This is a genomic window from Kurthia populi (assembly GCF_042686175.1).
In the GTDB taxonomy this organism is placed as follows: domain Bacteria; phylum Bacillota; class Bacilli; order Bacillales_A; family Planococcaceae; genus Kurthia; species Kurthia populi.
On record NZ_JBHUOR010000022.1, the window covers coordinates 1 to 17,467 of the forward strand.

The following is a 17,467-nucleotide window of genomic DNA, read 5'->3' on the forward strand; positions in this document are numbered from 1 at the left end:
GATTCTGTCTACTGGACGTAAAGTGGATAACCAACGCTTTACAGCCAAAATGGAGCAGAAGTTAAAACGTGAGCAACGCAAGTTATCACGTCGCTACGAGCAAGCGAAAAAAGAGGGTCGTGATTTACGTGAGTGTATGAACTATCAAAAGCAACGTCGTAGAGTGGCTCGTTTGCGTGAGCGTGTCGCGTTTCAACGAGAAGATTTTTTGAATAAACTGTCAACGGAATTGATTCGTCACTATGACGTCATCTGTCTTGAAGACTTAAACACAAAAGGCATGTTGAAAAATCATAAGTTAGCGAAAGCGATTAGTGATGTGTCATGGTCTTCTTTTGTACAAAAACTGATGTATAAGGCGAAATGGTTCGGTAGAAAAATTGTTGAAATCGACAGATTTTTCCCATCGAGCCAACTTTGTCATGCCTGTGGTCATCGAGATGGCAAGAAAACATTGGATATTCGTGAGTGGACTTGTCCATCTTGTGATACGACACTAGACCGCGACATCAATGCAAGTCGAAATATTTTAGCCGAAGGGCTAAGAATTTTGAACCAACAACCGTAGGAACGACGGGGATAGCCTACTAAAAAAGTGAAGCCGCTGTTTCAAGCAAGTGGAAACAAGCAAGCACTGTTCGTAGGAATCTCCCACTTCAAGCACGTTCGCAGAACGGCTAAGTGGGGGTAGTTCAAACCATCTTATAGGCGATATAACTTACTAAATAGTCAACCGTCTGCGCCTCAATCTTCGTTGGGAGCTCATTGAATGGAAAAGCAGACAAGCCATTTAGAAGCGAGCCAATATGTGCGGTCATTTTATTAACATTCGCTTTATCCATCATCCTATCAATCATTTCTAAAGGGCTTGTGCGCAGTTATGCCCATAACGCTCCGCCGCATCTTCAAAGCGCTCCCCCTCTAACACGACTTCCGTTGGCAAATGCCATGTCCCTTCCTCTGTCTGCTTTAATAAACCTATTTAAAAGGGAATTTTAAATTAATTTTTGGTAAATTGCTGTATCTTCATCGCTAAACGTATTGAAAATGATTTGCTTGAAATGGTGTGTCTGATTGGCAAGCCAGTTCTTCGTCGTCTCAACAGCTATCTCTGCCGCACGCTGCTTTGGAAAACGAAATTCACCTGTTGAAATACTACAAAAGGCAAGTGTTTCAATTTCTTTCATTTGATGCGCTACATTTAAAACCGATGTATAGCAGCTCGCTAACTGCGCTTCGATAATTGGTGTAAGCGGCGCCCCTGCAACATTTGGGCCAACTGTATGAATGACAAATTTAGCTGGTAGATTATAGCCACGCGTCACCTTCGCCCCGCCAACAAGCTCAGGATGTCCCTGACTCGCCATAATAATATCGCAATCTGCACGTAGCTGTGGACCCGCCGCTGAATGAATGGTGTTGTCGATACAGTTGTGAAGTGGATGGAAGCAGCCCCTTAGCTGATCATTTCCTGCATTCACAATCGCATCCGCCTGTAGGGTCGTTATATCTCCTTGCCAAAGTGTCACTAGCTCCTCCCCTGTAGGTACCGCAATGTTTTTTTTGGCGAGCTCTTGCTGTAGTAATGTATCCGATAATAACAGAAGACGTTTATACAAATCTCCTGGAAAGCGCACATTAAAGTATGCACGAATCGCTAGTCGTTTCTGCTCCGTTGTTTTTGTCTGCTCAACATATGGCACATTTGGCTCTGTACGTAAAAGGTCAAATAAATGCTCAACGACCTCATCATAGGAGAAATCTACAAACATTGGCTCGAATCGTTCAAATAATAAAATATCGGTTGCATACTGATTGATTTTCATCTACTTCACCCCTCTAGGTCCTTAGCTGTTTGTGCTGTTACTATACCCGATTCCTCCGCGCTTTATCACCTAGTAAATGATTATATTTCTGTGAAGTGATGCGACACTATGACTTTTGGTTCTTTTTTCACCGCAACTATCCATGGTCGTTTTAGTTGCGAGTAAAATAGTCAGAATAGTAAGATAGTAAAAAGGAGATGATTTTTTGACAACCCTATTTTTTGATACATATAAAGCACAGTATAACGAGGTCGTAGCATGGCGCCGTCACTTGCACCAGCATCCAGAGCTATCCTTTTTCGAAACGAAAACAGCCGCATTTATTGAAGAAAAGCTACGTGGATTTGGCTTAACGGATATTCGTACAAATGTCGGTGGTAAGGGGATTGTTGCAACGATCCATGGCGCAAATGAAGGCCCAACACTTGCCTTTCGTGCAGATTTTGATGCCCTACCAATCGTTGATGAAAAAGAAACGGCCTATACATCGACCATAAAGGGTGTGATGCATGCATGTGGTCACGATGGCCATACCGCGAATTTATTAGGCCTCGCCTATGTGCTGATGCAACATACAGCGGCACTTCACGGGAATGTCGTACTCATTTTCCAGCACGCTGAGGAAAAACCACCCGGTGGCGCAAAGCCTATGATTGAAGCGGGTGCACTTGATGGTGTCGATTATGTCTTTGGCGCGCATCTCGCATCTGAGCTACCCGTTGGAAAAATCGCCTCTCGAAAAGGGTCGACAATGGCTTCAGTGGATGCCTTTAAAATTCACCTACAAGGACGCGGTGGCCACGGCGCTCGCCCACATCAGACCGTCGATTCCATCGCTGTTGGGAGTCGCCTTGTGACGCATTTACAACAAATCGTTAGCCGTCGCATCAATCCCGTAGAGCCCGCTGTTGTAACGATTGGGCGCTTCCACGCTGGACACGCCTTTAATATTATTGCTGATACTGCGGAAATTGAAGGCACTGTTCGCGCAATGAGCCATGATGTGCGCATCCAGCTCGAGCAGGAAATCCGCGCCATTTTAGAAGGCATGAAGCACGCCGATCACATCGACTATACATTAGAATTTACACATGGCTATCCGGTGCTTATTAATACAGAAGCCGAAACAGCGCTCGTTGCTTCGTTAGCCGCACAAACATTTTCAGAAGATGCTTCTATCACGAAAGATATTGCCCTTGGCGCAGATGATTTTGCCTACTTCCTAGAGCAGCGCCCAGGTAGCTACTTCTTCGTTGGGAGCCACAATGATGACCCCGCTACCCAATATCCACATCATCATCCACGCTTTGACTTTGATGAACGCGCCCTGCTTCAAATGGGCGAAATGTTTTTAGCGCTTGTGGGACATTATTTGGTGAAATAACCAAAAACCCGAAACTGCTTCCAAACAGTTTCGGGTTTTTCTTTACCATTCTTTTAAAAAGAAACGAACATAGACAATGCTCATACAGCCAACAATGAAATGAATAACGGATAAATCATAATAAAGCAGCCATAGCATTAGCGCCAACGTCACAAGTGACAAACCGTATAAAAGCTCTAAATACGGGCGGCCTGCATATGTGAGTGTAATCTGCCAGGTGCTAAGGGCAATCATCCCAATGACTGCGATGATTAACAGCGCAATGACGAGCCATAAAAGCGAGGCTTTGACAAAGAAATCAAGCACAAGACATATGCTCATCAGTAGCATACTACCGACGAATAATGCGGCAAGCGCGGTTGTCAGTAATGGATAATTGGAGCCATCAATGACGAGATTCATCGTTTGCTGTGCAATGAAAATGCCTGCCATAATAGCCACAACTAAAAATAATAGGCCGACCGTGCGAAGTGTCCAATAATCATAGTGCCGCACGAGTACATAGCCAAGTGAAAAAGCACTGACACTCGCAATAATTAACCATTCTAGCTTAATGTTTTTGCGGCGGCTAAACGTATGTATATACACCGCAAACGCCAGTGTCGCAATGAGCATAATCATGGCTAGTGTCGCAAAGCTACTAAATATCGGCTCACCGGATTGTTTATATGATAGTGCAAAAAGTGCCAGCATCATCGTTACTAAACTAATAATCACCGCAAGTAGCACCCGAATGATTTCCACAAAGCGCTGACTAAGCACTTCTGGTTGCACGGTCTGCCAATAAATCCAGCCAGCTGCAAAGAGTGTTGCCAACATAAACAGCACAAGACTTGTCGTTAATGTTTCATGGTAGCGAAAGGCAAGACTTGGAATAACAACATATAGTAAAAGTGCTACTACTAGTAAGCTATGCCGCGCTTGTGGCCATTTTTCTTCAATTGTTTCCAACATCTACTGTCCGCTCCCTTTCTCAAATGTGACATATTCAGGATTTGCTGAAATCCATGCATCCAAACCAATACGATACCAAGAGCCTTGCTGACCATACACTTGATAGCGATGTCCCTTATAGGTCACGCCAACAATTTCACTATCGGTGGACGGACTATAGCGCACATTTAGTGGCTCGACTAATTGTACCTCAACCGTTCCATAGCTCGTATCCGCGCTATAGCTTGCATGATACACCGGTACATCCTGCATCGAGGTTGTCGCCACTTTCTTCTTCGATACATACTGGCCATTCGCTAATTGATACGAATCACCCCGCACTTTATAGATGGCATAGGTTTCACGCACTTGCAATTTATCGGCTTTTTTTGTTAGCGCTAAATCCGAATACGTATGAATTTTTTGTTTACTTTCTGTATCACCACGAAGTATGCGTAAAGCATTTGTTTCAAACGAAGCATCTCCTGCAAGCAGCACAGCTGGTCTCTTTTGTTCTTTCTGCACTGTTTTTTCTGCTGCTTTTGGCTCCCCTAATAAAACACGTGCATCACTCGTGCGCTCTGAACTGGCAGATACACTTGCCGTGATTGCGCCAATCACAAACATTCCTATAACAATCCATTTCGTCGGAAACTGCCATTCTGTATAGCTAGCTGGCTCTTGCGACGTTGGTTTTGATTTCGGCTTCGATTTCGCGCGTTTCACCGTTGTCACTGACTCCGGCTTTTCTGCCTCCTGTGCCCTGGCAACATCACTTAATTTACGACGAAGCGGTGACGGTTGTTCTTGCTTCGGTGTTTGCTTTGGTTTAACAGGCGCTGGCTCTTGTGGTTTTGGCGCTTGTTTTTCTGGCGCTTTTTTTACGGCACGCTTTGGCACTGGCTTCTCTTTCCTTTCAGCCGGTGCCTCCTTGCGTAGCGCATACGACGGCTCCCCGTGCTCCATCGGCTTTTTAAATGGCCTTGCATGGAATGTCGGATTATCTAGCTCAATACGCATAAACCATACTGATAGCTGATAGGCAATGCTTAATAACGCAATCGCCTCATCAGACGTTCCGTACATAGCATTATGTGCCGCTTTATTCCCTTTGACACGTAGCTCATGCAAATAAAAGGTTGTCTGACGGTCAATCATGTCATTGCCCTCTAGCTCCCGAATACGCTCAAACTGTGAAATCCCCTCTGCTTCTGGGAATTTATTACGGACCCATAATTCCTGTGCCATCATTTCTCCAAATGAGCGCATCTTTGACATCGATGCATTTGGATCACTGTAGACCATACGCTCAGCCGCTTCTGCTATTTCACGATAAGGCGTCCATGGCCCATCAAAAAATTCAAAATTCCCCATAGCTACCTCCCTAGAAACTCTCTATCTTCTATTTTCTCACATTCTGCTAGAAGAAAAAATAGGCTTTTGCTCGTTGAATTCATTGTGTTTTGGGTCAAAATAGCAAGAAATTCCGTCAATGCAATCAAAAAAAGACTCAAGCAATTGCTTAAGTCTTTGTTCATTAAATATATTTTGGTGCTTCGGTAATCTTTTTATGTGTTGCGATACTCACAATAACAAAGAACACAAGTGACAGGAGAATCGGGAAGGTCACCGTATGCACACCGAAGAGATTTGGCGATAAGCGGTCGATTGAGATATATGTCGCAAGACCAACAATCATCGCACAAATCGCACCGTATTTATTCGCTTTTTTCCAATATAAGCCTAGCACGATTGGCCAAACGAATACAGCCTCTAAGCCCCCGAAGGCAAAGAGATTTAACCATACAATTAAGTCTGGTGGGTTGAACGACATCAGTACGACTAAAATACCAACAATCGTTGTCACCGCGAAGCTCGTTTTCTTAATACGGTCCTCGCTCGCATCCGGCTTAATATAATGCAGGTAAATATCTTTAACGATTGTCGAGCTGACCATCATCAACAGTGCATTTACGGTCGACATAATGGCCGCCATTGGAGCCGCTAATACAATCCCTGCTAGAAGCGGTGGCAAGACATTCATCGTTAATGTTGGCATCACCTTGTCACCAATTTCAATGCCAGGTAATACAGCGCGACCGAAGACACCGATTAAATGCATGCCGAACATAATCGTCGCAATACCGATTGTACCGATTAAAATGGCGCGGTGCATGCCACTTGATGATTTATAGCTCATCGCACGTACCGCAATTTGCGGAAGCCCGATAACCCCAACCCCTACAAGAATCCAGAAGGAAGATACGTAGGCAGATGTATACTGTCTTTCATCACCAAATGGCGACACAAGATTTGGATTAATAGTGACTAAATCATTCATAATATTCGTGATACCGCCACCTGCGATGACTGTACCAATTAGTAAAACAATTGTACCAATGACCATAATCGTTCCTTGCAGCGCGTCTGTTAGCGCAACCGCTCGGAAGCCACCAATAACGACATAAATTAACACAACTGCTGCAAAAATAAATAATGCGGTCGTATAATTCATGCCCGTTAAGGATTCAATTAACCGCGCGCCGCCAATCCACTGTGCAACCATCGATGCAAATAAGAAGATAATAATACTAATTGCAGAAACAAACACAACGACGTTGCTCTTATAGCGCTCACGTAAGAAATCAATTAATGTAATCGCTTTAAGTTTACGTGTTACAATGGCGAATTTTTTTCCTAATACCATTAACACGAAATAACCTGCAGGCAGCTGAGCAAGCGATAAAAGCACCCAGCCAAGCCCTGTATTATAAGCAACTCCTGGACCAGAGATGAAGCTTGAGGCACTACCATACGTTGCCATCATCGTCATCGCTAATAGGAAGCCACCCATTTCTCGCCCGCCAAGGAAGTATTCAGATAGGAAGGAATCTGATGAACGTACAAGCTTATTCGACCAGAAGCCAATTCCAAAAATAATGACAACAAAAATAAATAGCGGGATAATTACTTGCCAATGCACTAGTTGTCCTCCTCCTTATCCTCGAGTTCTACTTCTTTAAACACAAATTTTAGAAGGACGGCAATAACGACGATCATTAAAACAGTCGTTACCATACAGCTATAGAAGAACCAAGCTGGGAAACCCATAATATATGTATAGTCTTTTGGGTCCCCTCCACCCATTCCATAAGCGAATCCATACCACAGCGCAAAGTTGACGACGACGAGTGCGACGCCAATAAGTGCTTCACGATTGGCGATTCGATATCGCTTATCTTTCATGATCAAACACCTCTTTCTCAATAGTTGAACGCACGAATCCATTCCTATGTAAAGTTTCTCGTTGCTAATTCATGAGCAATTTTATAGTATTAGTTTATTGAACTTTATAGTTTAAGTAAAGTTCATTATAGTAAACTTTACTTAACGTAAGCTAAACTAATTGTATAAGGGGTGAATCGCTTTGACGATTGAACAACTAAAATACATCGTAGCGATTGCAAAATACGGTACGTTAAAAGACGCATCGGAAGATTTACATGTGACATTATCGGCGCTTAGCCAGGGTCTAAATCGTTTAGAAAAAGAACTCGGCCTGACGCTCTTTACCCGAAATCGTACGGGTTCAAGCATTACAAAGGAAGGAAAAGTCATCGTCAATCACGCGAAAAAAGTGCTTGATTCACTTGATGACCTAACAGAAGTCGCACAGGTGATGCAAAATCGCCTGACCGGTACATTAAAGGTGGCCTCCATTCCTGGGCCATTTTTTAAGCTCTTTACGATTGTCCAGCAAATGAAATCCATCTATCCAGAAATCAATATTCAAATTCGTGAACAAAACTCACAGACGATGCTTGAGGAACTGCAAAGTGAAAAGGTAGACGTCGCACTCGCTGTCTATAATGACGAAGATATTCAAAAAAATCCCGATTTAACGTTCACAAAGATTACAAGCTGTAAGATGCTTATTGTCGCGCATCAGGACTCACCTGTCATTCAAAATAACCACACCGTAACCGATGAATTGATTAAGCAGCCCGTTATTATTTTCGATGATAAGATGGTCATTGCAACAATGAATGAAATCAAATATGCCTTCGGTCGAAATGATATTGTCATTTCGGTAAATAACCCGCATATCGTCCAGCAATATGTCGAGGAAAATAAAGCGTATACAGTCGGACTTGATTTGACATTTACGCATTCTAAAAGCTTTATGCAAAATATGAACTTCGCGAAAATTGATTTTTTAACGACGATTCCAGTCGAGCATACATTTGGTATCGTCACAAAAGCCAATCGCCATGAAACACAGCTTATGAAAGAATTTGCGTATGAGCTAAAGAAAGAATTTAAAGATTATGTGAAAGAAATCACGCCAATCGAGCAATAATCAAAACGAGAACCGCCTGTTAAATAGGAGATTCTCGTTTTTTACGACATAAATTTTTTATGTACGCGCTATTTCACATCGTATTTTTTCTACTTTAATCGACATTAACTTAAGTTAACGAACGCTTAATTATAACGACATGAACGCATGATTTTCAAGCGCTTTCATCGCGTCAAACACACGTGTAGCCGTCATTTCGCCATTTGGCATCAAATGAATCGACTCCTCGGGAATGGTTGCTTTTTGTGCCACCGCTAGGAGTTCCGCATCTGTAGCGTCAATTCCGAGTTCCTTCAGTGATTGTGACAGACCTAGCGCCTTGTAAAATGGACGTAGTGCGGCAATTTCTGACTGGCGCCCCTCTAGCATTAGTTGCACGCAAATCCCGTATGCCACCTTGATTCCATGAAGCTTCGTATGTGTCGCTTCAAGTGCCGTTAGCCCGTTATGAATCGAATGCGCGCCCGCTGTACGACCATAATGATCGCCGTAACCGCCTACCATGCCCGCATACATAAACATCGTTTCAATTACTTGAATAAAGGCATCATTAACAACCCCCGCATCTACTGCCGCAAGTGCTGCCTCTGATTGTGCAAGTAAAATGTCCTTACATTGACGAGCCGCTTCGTATGAAATCATCATTGGGACTGTTTTAGCCGCGATGCTACCTAGCTGCACATCCGCCTCATACCATTTCGCAATCGTATCCCCAATGCCCGCCACAAATAAATCGCGCGGTGCCTGTAATAATAACGCCGGCTCCACAACGAGTAAACTCGACGCAACCGGGTAGACATCATAGCGCACAAAGGCCCCCGTATCATCATAAAGCACACTAAGCGGTGTCCACGGCGCACAGTTGGATGCGAGCGTTGGCACGACAATGACCTGCTTATGCACTTCATTCGCGACCGCCTTCGCTAAATCAATGACCTTTCCGCCACCAACCCCAATAATCGCGTCATAATTCTCCATCATCGCTGTGACACGGTCAATCTCTGAAAATGAACACTCGCCACCATATGTATAAAGCTCCGTTTGCACCTCAACCATTGCCGGCCAAAAATCATCAATTGCCGCCCATGATTTCGTCCCTGTGACGATTAAAGCACGTAAAATCCCGCGCGCCACTAATAAACCCTCTAGCTTTTTCAATATACCTTCTTCTAAGATGTATTCGCTCGGTGCTGCATGTACATGAACTGTTTTCATCAAAATACCCTCTTTCTATAGCTATAGTATAAAACTAATTGAAGGGGTTTTGTATAGTATATTCAGAAAATTTAGGGAAATAAAAAAGAAGTTGTAGTTAACAACTTCTTTCGTAAATATTATGGTGATTACATTGGTCTAAAATTCCTACACACTGAAAAAAAATGAACAACATGTTTTACTACTATCTAAAATTACATTGGTCTAAAACAATACGACAATGCACCGTCAAGTCCAGCAGAGTTTTACTACTATCTAAAATTACATTGGTCTAAAACTGAATTACGCACGCGTTCATGCCGCGAATGGTTTTACTACTATCTAAAATTACATTGGTCTAAAACCTAAAGATGACATCTTCGCAATTGGCGCACAGTTTTACTACTATCTAAAATTACATTGGTCTAAAACCAATATTCAAATACTGCATTGCATCAATTTGTTTTACTACTATCTAAAATTACATTGGTCTAAAACTAGATGTCAGAAGTGAATTCACCTGATGTGGTTTTACTACTATCTAAAATTACATTGGTCTAAAACTCACTCACTGTTGTGTCAATGTAAGACATTGTTTTACTACTATCTAAAATTACATTGGTCTAAAACGAATAACGAGGAGCTAAAGGGAGATGCCGAGTTTTACTACTATCTAAAATTACATTGGTCTAAAACGGCAGTTACGAAGGAACGGTGAAAGAGAGTGTTTTACTACTATCTAAAATTACATTGGTCTAAAACGAGTGTTTTAAGCATGATATTAACGTTACTGTTTTACTACTATCTAAAATTACATTGGTCTAAAACAAACATTGGGATAGACCTAGACTGCTATAAGTTTTACTACTATCTAAAATTACATTGGTCTAAAACAATAGCTCGCCGAAGGTATCGGACGGCGCGGTTTTACTACTATCTAAAATTACATTGGTCTAAAACACCGCCTTTTTAACGCCTTTCAGCTTAATTGTTTTACTACTATCTAAGATTACATTGGTCTAAAACTTATTGCGCACAGGGATGGACTTTGGCTTTGTTTTACTACTATCTAAGATTACATTGGTCTAAAACATTAACATTAATAACGTCTTGTACAAAGTGGTTTTACTACTATCTAAGATTACATTGGTCTAAAACATGCCTAAAGCGTTCAGCAACGGTTCAACAGTTTTACTACTATCTAAGATTACATTGGTCTAAAACTAACAGCAACGATTTTAACTGCTGATGCTTGTTTTACTACTATCTAAGATTACATTGGTCTAAAACCTTACTTACGAGCGTTCTTTCGTCCATTTGGTTTTACTACTATCTAAGATTACATTGGTCTAAAACACACTGGGAAAAAATGAACAACAACATAGTTTTACTACTATACTAAATATCTTTAAAATATTAAAACTGACTGCTCTTAATAAACTTGATTAACTCTCTTGAAAGTAATGGATTTTGTATAATTAACTCTTCAAACGCTAAAGAAACGGCTAATTGTTCCTTAGACAATGAATAATATCTTTCAGGCTTTTTCAATAACTTTAATTCAGTCTCTAATGCTGCTAAATTAAATCGTTCTCGTGATTTTTTAATAAAATGCACTTGGTGTAAATCAAAATTCATTAACCATTCTTTACTTTTGGTAATACAAATAACGGTACATTTTATTTCTCTTAATAACTGTACCCATGTTGCTATTTCTTGAACATCAATATCATTTTCCGGAAAATGATAAAGAATAATAGCTGGCTTGCCATTTGTTAACGAGGTAAAAATATGAAAAATAAATTCTAAGCGCGACAAAATAGTTAAAGGTTCATCAAATTTTTTCACATCCCACTTTATATATTTTTGTAGCTGGGACATTTGAAATTCTTCATAACTTATTTGAAGTTGAAAATCAGCTATATCTACCATTAACCCATCCAAGTTTAATTCAATTATTTCTTTTATTTTCTCATATATTGGAATGAAATCAATTTCAATTTGATCAACAATTTTTTGAAAGACTCTTTGTTGCCACTGCTTTTCATCTAATAATTTTAAATTACCACCATGCAATTGGAGAATATGATAATCCTTTGCGCCAACGGCATCAGAACCATCATCAATACGAACAAAATCACCATCTATCATGTCATTATTTTGTTCATAATGATGTAAAAGCATTCGAAAGCCATCTAGTTGGTTCGCATCTTGAAAAATAAAATTTTGAACAGAAGATTCTTCAAAATAAATCGGTGTAAAAAAAGATGACACAATTCTCACAACTCAATAATCCTTTCAACAGAAGCTATTTGCGCAGCTTCTTTATTCATACTAGTAACTCTTTCCATCCCAGAATATTGCTTTTCCGTAATAAGCAATAAATCAACGGTTCCTTTTCTGGGGATTTGATCCATTAGTTTTTTCTTCTGATAGGCTAAAACAGAATGATTTAAAATAATTTTTGCATAAATTGAATACTGTACCATCATATAGCCATTTTCGATTAGAAACTTACGGAATTTACGATAATTTTTCCGATCATTTGAAGTATCTACATGTAAATCAAAGAAGACTAATAAGCGCATAATTCTAAAGCCCTCCTTCGGCATTTAAACACCCCATTTATAAGCTTTATAATCCAGTTTAGGCAACTGCAGATGCCCCTTATTCCCTGTATTTAAATATTCCATACAACTGTCTACAAATATCTGTGCTGCCTGTGTTAAATAATATTGCTTTCCTCGAATTTCAATTTTGTATTCAAATAAATGAATCAAATTTCTACGACTATTTTTTGTAAAAAGCTCCTCATCTGAACTATAAATAATCCCATCTACAATTGGACGGAAAATCTCCATTAAATCACTTGCTAAATTGTACTGGTTGTATTCATTTTTATGAAAAATACCGATTTCCGTTAAATAGCCTTTGCTAACTATTAATCTTGCAAATAATGAATGCAATAATGCGTATCCATAATTTAATCCTGCATTTATTGCATCATCATAACCTCTAATAAAATGATTCCCGTACATCTTATGAAAATAAATTTTCGCTCCGTATCCTTCTCGATTAGTTGCATCACCTAATTCCACATTATGAATTAGTTCTTTCATTTGTTCGTAGCCATCTAACTGAAAATGTTCTAGTAAATTGGCTTGATTCGTTAATTTCTGTTCTATAAGAATTTTCCATAATAATTCTTTTCTTGCTTCTATCCAATTTATTTGCTGGCCAATATGCTTGGATTGTCTATGATGACCGTAAATACTTTGAATATTTGTCATAGGTAAATGTGATTTATCACATAAAATAACATGAATTTTTGCCTCTACTAAAGCGTTCATAACGTGGCCCGTAATACAAATTGACGGGTTCTCAATAATCAAACTGTTAATCTCTTCTAAAAAAATTGTTTTTGTTTCATCACTCGCAACGACTAAATGATTCATCCGTAAGCTTAATTTTGATTCCTTCGTTAAAATAACGGTTCTCCATCCCATCAAATCACTCCAATTAACGCAATGCTTTTGGCTTTCGCACTTTCAATCCCGTAATCGATTCATATACGAGTTTAATATCTGTAGCTGGAACTGTTCTAGTTAATCTACTACCTAATTTATCTGAACGTGTAGCATTATTCGCCGTCGTTTTAAAAATCTCTAGCATTTCTTTTTTAAACTGCTCTAAATTTTCAATAGCCTCAGCAAATGTGATTACCTTATTAGGCATTTGTCCTTCTGCAAAAATCGGATATTGTGTAAACATTTCTTCTGCAATCATCAAATAAATTTTTTGTAGTTCTTCAATAGACGTTTGATCATCAGCTTTTAAATAAGCATCTAATAATGTGTTAGGCAAGACAAATTGCTTTGCCAAATGTAGCTCCTTCACTGCCGCTAAATAAAACAGCTGTCCCTGCCATATGAATTTTTGGTATTTAAATAAATTTGTAACCCAACTAGCACTAATAATTTTTTTATTAGGATATTGTCGACAAATCAGCTTCATCGCTTTTTCATCATCTTGTAGGTGACTCCATTGTTTTTCTTCCAGCACAGTTAAGTTGACTAACTCTATTTTTTCAACTTCTTTCTTTTTATTTTTCTCAGTAAATTTTATTACAGCTGTTGACGCATTTTTAACAGAATCATATACACCTTTACTCGCTTTAGATGATTCATACTTAGGTTGTTTTGTTTTTGGTGAATATAATGTTTCATCAAAAAACATCTCATCACTATTGCCGATTTTTTTCGTCGTTTGCCAAGGCACTTTATAATAGACTTCTTCTACAAATTCTCTCGATGATAATTTTGTTTTTGAAATTGCACTATTAATTTGCTCCGACAAAAAGCTATTAAATAAAAAGAAGCCATTTCTTTTTTGTGCTACTTGAGCTAATTTTTTTGAACGCTCCTTATCTTTAAATGAAAAGGCAAAAATATTTTCGCCGTAATGATTAATTGCATGATTAATTAATAAAGCATTCAACAAGGCATCAATTGCATGATGCTTATTATTAAAATCTCGTAATTTAGGAATTTCGAGTGTTTTTCTAAACTTTGAAATAATCGGTGCTTTAACTAAGTGAACGGTCGTATCGCTAAATCTTTCTTCTAATAAAACACCTACATTTTTAATAATTTGCCTTGTTTCAACCAATTGTCTTGCAATAAATTGTTCTCTATCTAACTCAGAAAATGTGGGTTTACATAAACGAGTGAATTTATTTTGATTCATAAAGCCTTTATCAAACCAGCTTTTCCAAATACCTCTCATACGAGCACCTTCAGAAGCACTCATACATTCCAAAGGCATTTTGAAGCCGCCTTTTTGTTGGTTATAAGATTTTTCTACCAATACTAAGTTATCTAAACTATCATCTTTGACAAAACTTCGAGGATAAATATGATCGATTTCATAGTTTAATAATTGATGAATATTTAATGATTTTCCACTATATGCACATTTTCCTTGCTGTAGTAAATATAAATAAAATCGATTGTCTTTAAATTTTGCTTCTGGTTGCTTTAAGTACGGCTGCAACTCTTTTTTCAATACTTGCTCATCCTTACCTAAACCATCTACCACTGTTTTAAATTTCATTAATCTGCTTTGAGTCCGCTTTTTTGTACCTTCTTCACGCGCTACTTCTAACATAATATGCGTTGGTTCCCCAAAAATTGCTGTAAGCTCCTCTACAACCTTAACAGCTTGCCAAATTCCTCTTTTCAACGCTGGAGATCCTGCTAGTTCTTGTACATCACTATACGCAATCTTTTTTGTTTGGCGTTTTGAATGGTTTTTTTGTTTAATCAACTCTTCTAGATTAGAATTTTTCACTCCTAGCACTTCTCTAAAAGTTAATGTTGAATCGAACATTTTTTCAATAACTGTTTTACCATCATTTAGAATTAATCCATCTAATAATTCTTTACTTAAGCTCCCCCACCCAACAAAATTCTTTTTCAATACTCGCTCAATCATTACAGTTGGAAACTTAGGATAGTTTTCTTTTATTTTCTTTTTTATAATATTCTTTTCATTAAAAATCGTTAACCATTCAATTAATCGTTCAATCATTATTTCATCAAAAGGAACTGAACTATTTTCAAATAAGCCTTTAAAATCAATATACGACTTCAAACTGCTCGTAAATCGTCCTTCTTGTTGTGTACCAAAGACCTCGTATTCTTCCCCTAGTAAATAATCAAATTGATGTTCTTTTAATAATTGAATTAATCGTTTATGTGTCATTGTCTTATATTCTTTAAAGCCAAATTCTATGACACATTTTTTCGCTTCTACTGGTAGTCGATATTTAGAATGACTCACTGCATCCTTAGGACGTATTTGAATAGCATTTAATTCATTTAACACTTCAAAATATTGATAGAGTAAGGATTGTTTCGGCAGTACATCTTCACTTTGTAAATACGTACATTTATTCGTCATGCGCTTAATAAACTGTTCTGCTGTAGCTGACTCATTGACTAAATCATGAAATGTTGCTGGCGTAATATGTTCGTTTTCCTTTGCTCGCTCTAACCATGCAAATTTACTTTGATTGTTTTTTGCTAGTGGCCCAATATAATAAGGAATACGGAAAGAAACAATTTCGACAACCTTTTCAATAAATTCCTCTGTTATAAAATCATAATATTGTTGTTGATTTGTTAGAATTTTTTCGATTTCATAAATACTATTTTGGTTTGGAATCGCTGCGTTATGTGTGCCCTTTTGACGTGCTAAAAATGTACCTTCTCTTATGTTCTCAATTAAAGTCGTATGATGCTTAATAGCTGATTTTTCTAGCAACTTTGTCATAGCAGTTAATACCGTATCTTTATCCTTGATACTAAAATTATATTGATCCAATAAACATAACTTTTCTTTATTCTGTTTATCAGGAGTTTTTTTATATGCTGTCAGAGCTGATTTAGACGTAATAAAAAAGCGACGGTAAAGCTTTTCATCATTTGCCTCATTTATCATTTTCTTGAACCATTTTAAATCTTCTTGATATTTTTCATAACTAGCTACCTTAGAAAAAGCGACACATTCGTGCCCTTGTAATAGGTCCTTTAATAGAATTTGTTGATACAATACGTATACCTCATCAACAAACTGATTTTCTAATTCACTTAGATTTTCACGTGCTTCATCTAATTCTTCACTTCCCAAAACAAGCTTTAAGTTAATAACTTTATAGTGTGCACGATTTTCCGATTCAATGAACAATTTTTCTGCATTTACACTTAAGCCTAACAAGAATTGCCAAAGCGGTGTAAAGCTCTTTGAAGACAATTCTTCTAACTTTTTCTGCTTATCTTTACGTACGGTTTCAGTATCTTCAAAAATTGTTTGTATCTTATCAAAATCTAAATGTGGTAATTCCAATCCATTCATTTCAGCATAACTTGTAGCTACTTCACTGCATTCTACTTTAAAATCAAATCCTTGATTTTTTTGTGTCCAACGTCCTGTATTTAAAAAATGCCCTCTATATTTCGTTAAATTATGTATAGCTAAGTAAATCAGACGAATATCTTGCTTTGGTCCTTCTATTAATGATTTTCTTAAATGATAGATTGTTGGAATTTCTTTTAAATTTATACGTAATTGTTTCAATACTTGTGATAATGCGCGATTTTCAAACTGATTTTCATTTCTCCAAAAATGTTGATTCGTTTTTTCCACAAAAAAGTTTTTAGGTACATAATCTATAAATAACTCCTGCAATAGTTGAATGCGTTTTTTTCTACGATTATATCGACGTCTCATTTGGCGCTTTTGTCTTGTAGTTTCTGCTGTCTGAGCTGCTTCAAATTCACGAACACCGAAAGCACATTTATTTAAATATTGTAATAGCTCATTATTTTCATTAACACATGCCCAGCCCACACTTGTTGTTCCAATATCTAATCCGATTGAATATTTCATATGTTCCCTCCAAAACCTTTTATTTACTTTTTTTACATTATGTTATACAATGATTTTGTTACTACTATGTAACATTACATTGGTAAGTTAAAATAAGCTTAAAGCGTAAAAGTTGGTCATCATAGGCCTCCGAGGCTGGGACAAAACCCTAGCTAAAGAAAGGACTTCGGCAAATGAAGATGCCGAAGTCCTTTTTATCTGTAATTTTTTTGTTTTTGTATGACGAATTGTAATATTAAGTGCACCACTCAAAATAAATAAAAAAAGACCCATTCAATATGAGCCTGTATAATTAAAGTTCCTACACCAAAATCAACAGGG

General features: G+C 38.2%; 14 protein-coding genes and 1 CRISPR repeat array. Of the genes, 3 read left to right on the top strand and 11 right to left on the bottom strand.

The annotated features are described in order from the left end of the window. Window positions 1–568 (top strand): RNA-guided endonuclease TnpB family protein (locus tag ACFSY7_RS03880; RefSeq protein WP_380146927.1); only part of this gene is annotated, 568 nt, incomplete at its 5' end. 124 nt (window positions 569–692) lie between these two features. Here ACFSY7_RS03880 and ACFSY7_RS03885 read toward each other — a convergent pair. Both ACFSY7_RS03885 and ACFSY7_RS03890 read right to left on the bottom strand, forming a co-directional pair. Next, window positions 693–857: a hypothetical protein gene (locus tag ACFSY7_RS03885; protein WP_380146928.1), complete on the bottom strand. Its 165-nt coding sequence runs from the start codon at window positions 855–857 to the stop codon at window positions 693–695. Window positions 858–995: 138 nt separating this feature from the next. After that, window positions 996–1,826 (bottom strand): protein-ADP-ribose hydrolase, encoded by an 831-nt coding sequence (locus ACFSY7_RS03890; protein ID WP_380146929.1) that lies wholly within the window; start codon window positions 1,824–1,826, stop codon window positions 996–998. Between the two features lie 205 nt (window positions 1,827–2,031). Between ACFSY7_RS03890 and ACFSY7_RS03895 the strand changes: the two genes are divergently transcribed. Then, window positions 2,032–3,210: a M20 metallopeptidase family protein gene (locus ACFSY7_RS03895; protein WP_380146930.1), complete on the top strand. Its 1,179-nt coding sequence runs from the start codon at window positions 2,032–2,034 to the stop codon at window positions 3,208–3,210. A 42-nt stretch (window positions 3,211–3,252) separates the two neighbouring features. Here the strand turns inward: ACFSY7_RS03895 and ACFSY7_RS03900 are convergent, their stop codons facing one another. The 4 genes from ACFSY7_RS03900 to ACFSY7_RS03915 all read right to left on the bottom strand — a co-directional run bounded on the left by ACFSY7_RS03900 (window position 3,253) and on the right by ACFSY7_RS03915 (window position 7,389). Beyond that, window positions 3,253–4,164: a hypothetical protein gene (locus tag ACFSY7_RS03900; RefSeq protein WP_380146931.1), complete on the bottom strand. Its 912-nt coding sequence runs from the start codon at window positions 4,162–4,164 to the stop codon at window positions 3,253–3,255. Further along, window positions 4,165–5,517 carry an SH3 domain-containing protein gene (locus ACFSY7_RS03905; RefSeq protein ID WP_380146932.1) on the bottom strand — a complete coding sequence of 451 codons (1,353 nt, stop codon included), beginning with the start codon at window positions 5,515–5,517 and terminating at the stop codon, window positions 4,165–4,167. It abuts the gene before it with no gap. A gap of 163 nt (window positions 5,518–5,680) precedes the next feature. Beyond that, window positions 5,681–7,126, bottom strand: coding sequence for a sodium/pantothenate symporter (gene panF / locus ACFSY7_RS03910; RefSeq protein WP_126989977.1), 1,446 nt, complete (start codon window positions 7,124–7,126; stop codon window positions 5,681–5,683). After that, window positions 7,126–7,389, bottom strand: a complete 264-nt coding sequence (locus tag ACFSY7_RS03915) for a YhdT family protein (protein WP_139993318.1) — start codon at window positions 7,387–7,389, stop codon at window positions 7,126–7,128. Before ACFSY7_RS03915 ends, panF begins: the two co-directional genes overlap by 1 nt. Window positions 7,390–7,570: 181 nt before the next feature. On the opposite strand from ACFSY7_RS03915, the gene ACFSY7_RS03920 reads away from it, so the two are divergent. Continuing rightward, window positions 7,571–8,503 (top strand): LysR family transcriptional regulator, encoded by a 933-nt coding sequence (locus tag ACFSY7_RS03920; RefSeq protein WP_139993316.1) that lies wholly within the window; start codon window positions 7,571–7,573, stop codon window positions 8,501–8,503. 129 nt (window positions 8,504–8,632) lie between these two features. On the opposite strand, the gene ACFSY7_RS03925 is transcribed toward ACFSY7_RS03920, so the two are convergent. The 5 genes from ACFSY7_RS03925 to cas9 form a co-directional block, all read right to left on the bottom strand. Further along, on the bottom strand, window positions 8,633–9,718 hold the full coding sequence (locus tag ACFSY7_RS03925) for an iron-containing alcohol dehydrogenase family protein (protein WP_380146933.1): 1,086 nt from the start codon (window positions 9,716–9,718) through the stop codon (window positions 8,633–8,635). Between the two features lie 175 nt (window positions 9,719–9,893). Continuing rightward, window positions 9,894–11,053: direct repeats of the CRISPR family, unit length 36 nt; unit sequence GTTTTACTACTATCTAAAATTACATTGGTCTAAAAC. A gap of 60 nt (window positions 11,054–11,113) precedes the next feature. Further along, window positions 11,114–11,980, bottom strand: coding sequence for a hypothetical protein (locus ACFSY7_RS03930; RefSeq protein WP_380146935.1), 867 nt, complete (start codon window positions 11,978–11,980; stop codon window positions 11,114–11,116). Further along, window positions 11,977–12,285, bottom strand: a complete 309-nt coding sequence (cas2, locus tag ACFSY7_RS03935; RefSeq protein ID WP_380146936.1) for a CRISPR-associated endonuclease Cas2 — start codon at window positions 12,283–12,285, stop codon at window positions 11,977–11,979. Before cas2 ends, ACFSY7_RS03930 begins: the two co-directional genes overlap by 4 nt. A 24-nt stretch (window positions 12,286–12,309) precedes the next feature. Next, window positions 12,310–13,203 (bottom strand): type II CRISPR-associated endonuclease Cas1, encoded by an 894-nt coding sequence (gene cas1 / locus ACFSY7_RS03940; protein ID WP_126990322.1) that lies wholly within the window; start codon window positions 13,201–13,203, stop codon window positions 12,310–12,312. 13 nt (window positions 13,204–13,216) lie between these two features. Next, complete coding sequence (cas9, locus tag ACFSY7_RS03945) at window positions 13,217–17,146, bottom strand: type II CRISPR RNA-guided endonuclease Cas9 (RefSeq protein ID WP_380146937.1); 3,930 nt, start codon at window positions 17,144–17,146, stop codon at window positions 13,217–13,219. Window positions 17,147–17,467 lie beyond the last annotated feature (321 nt).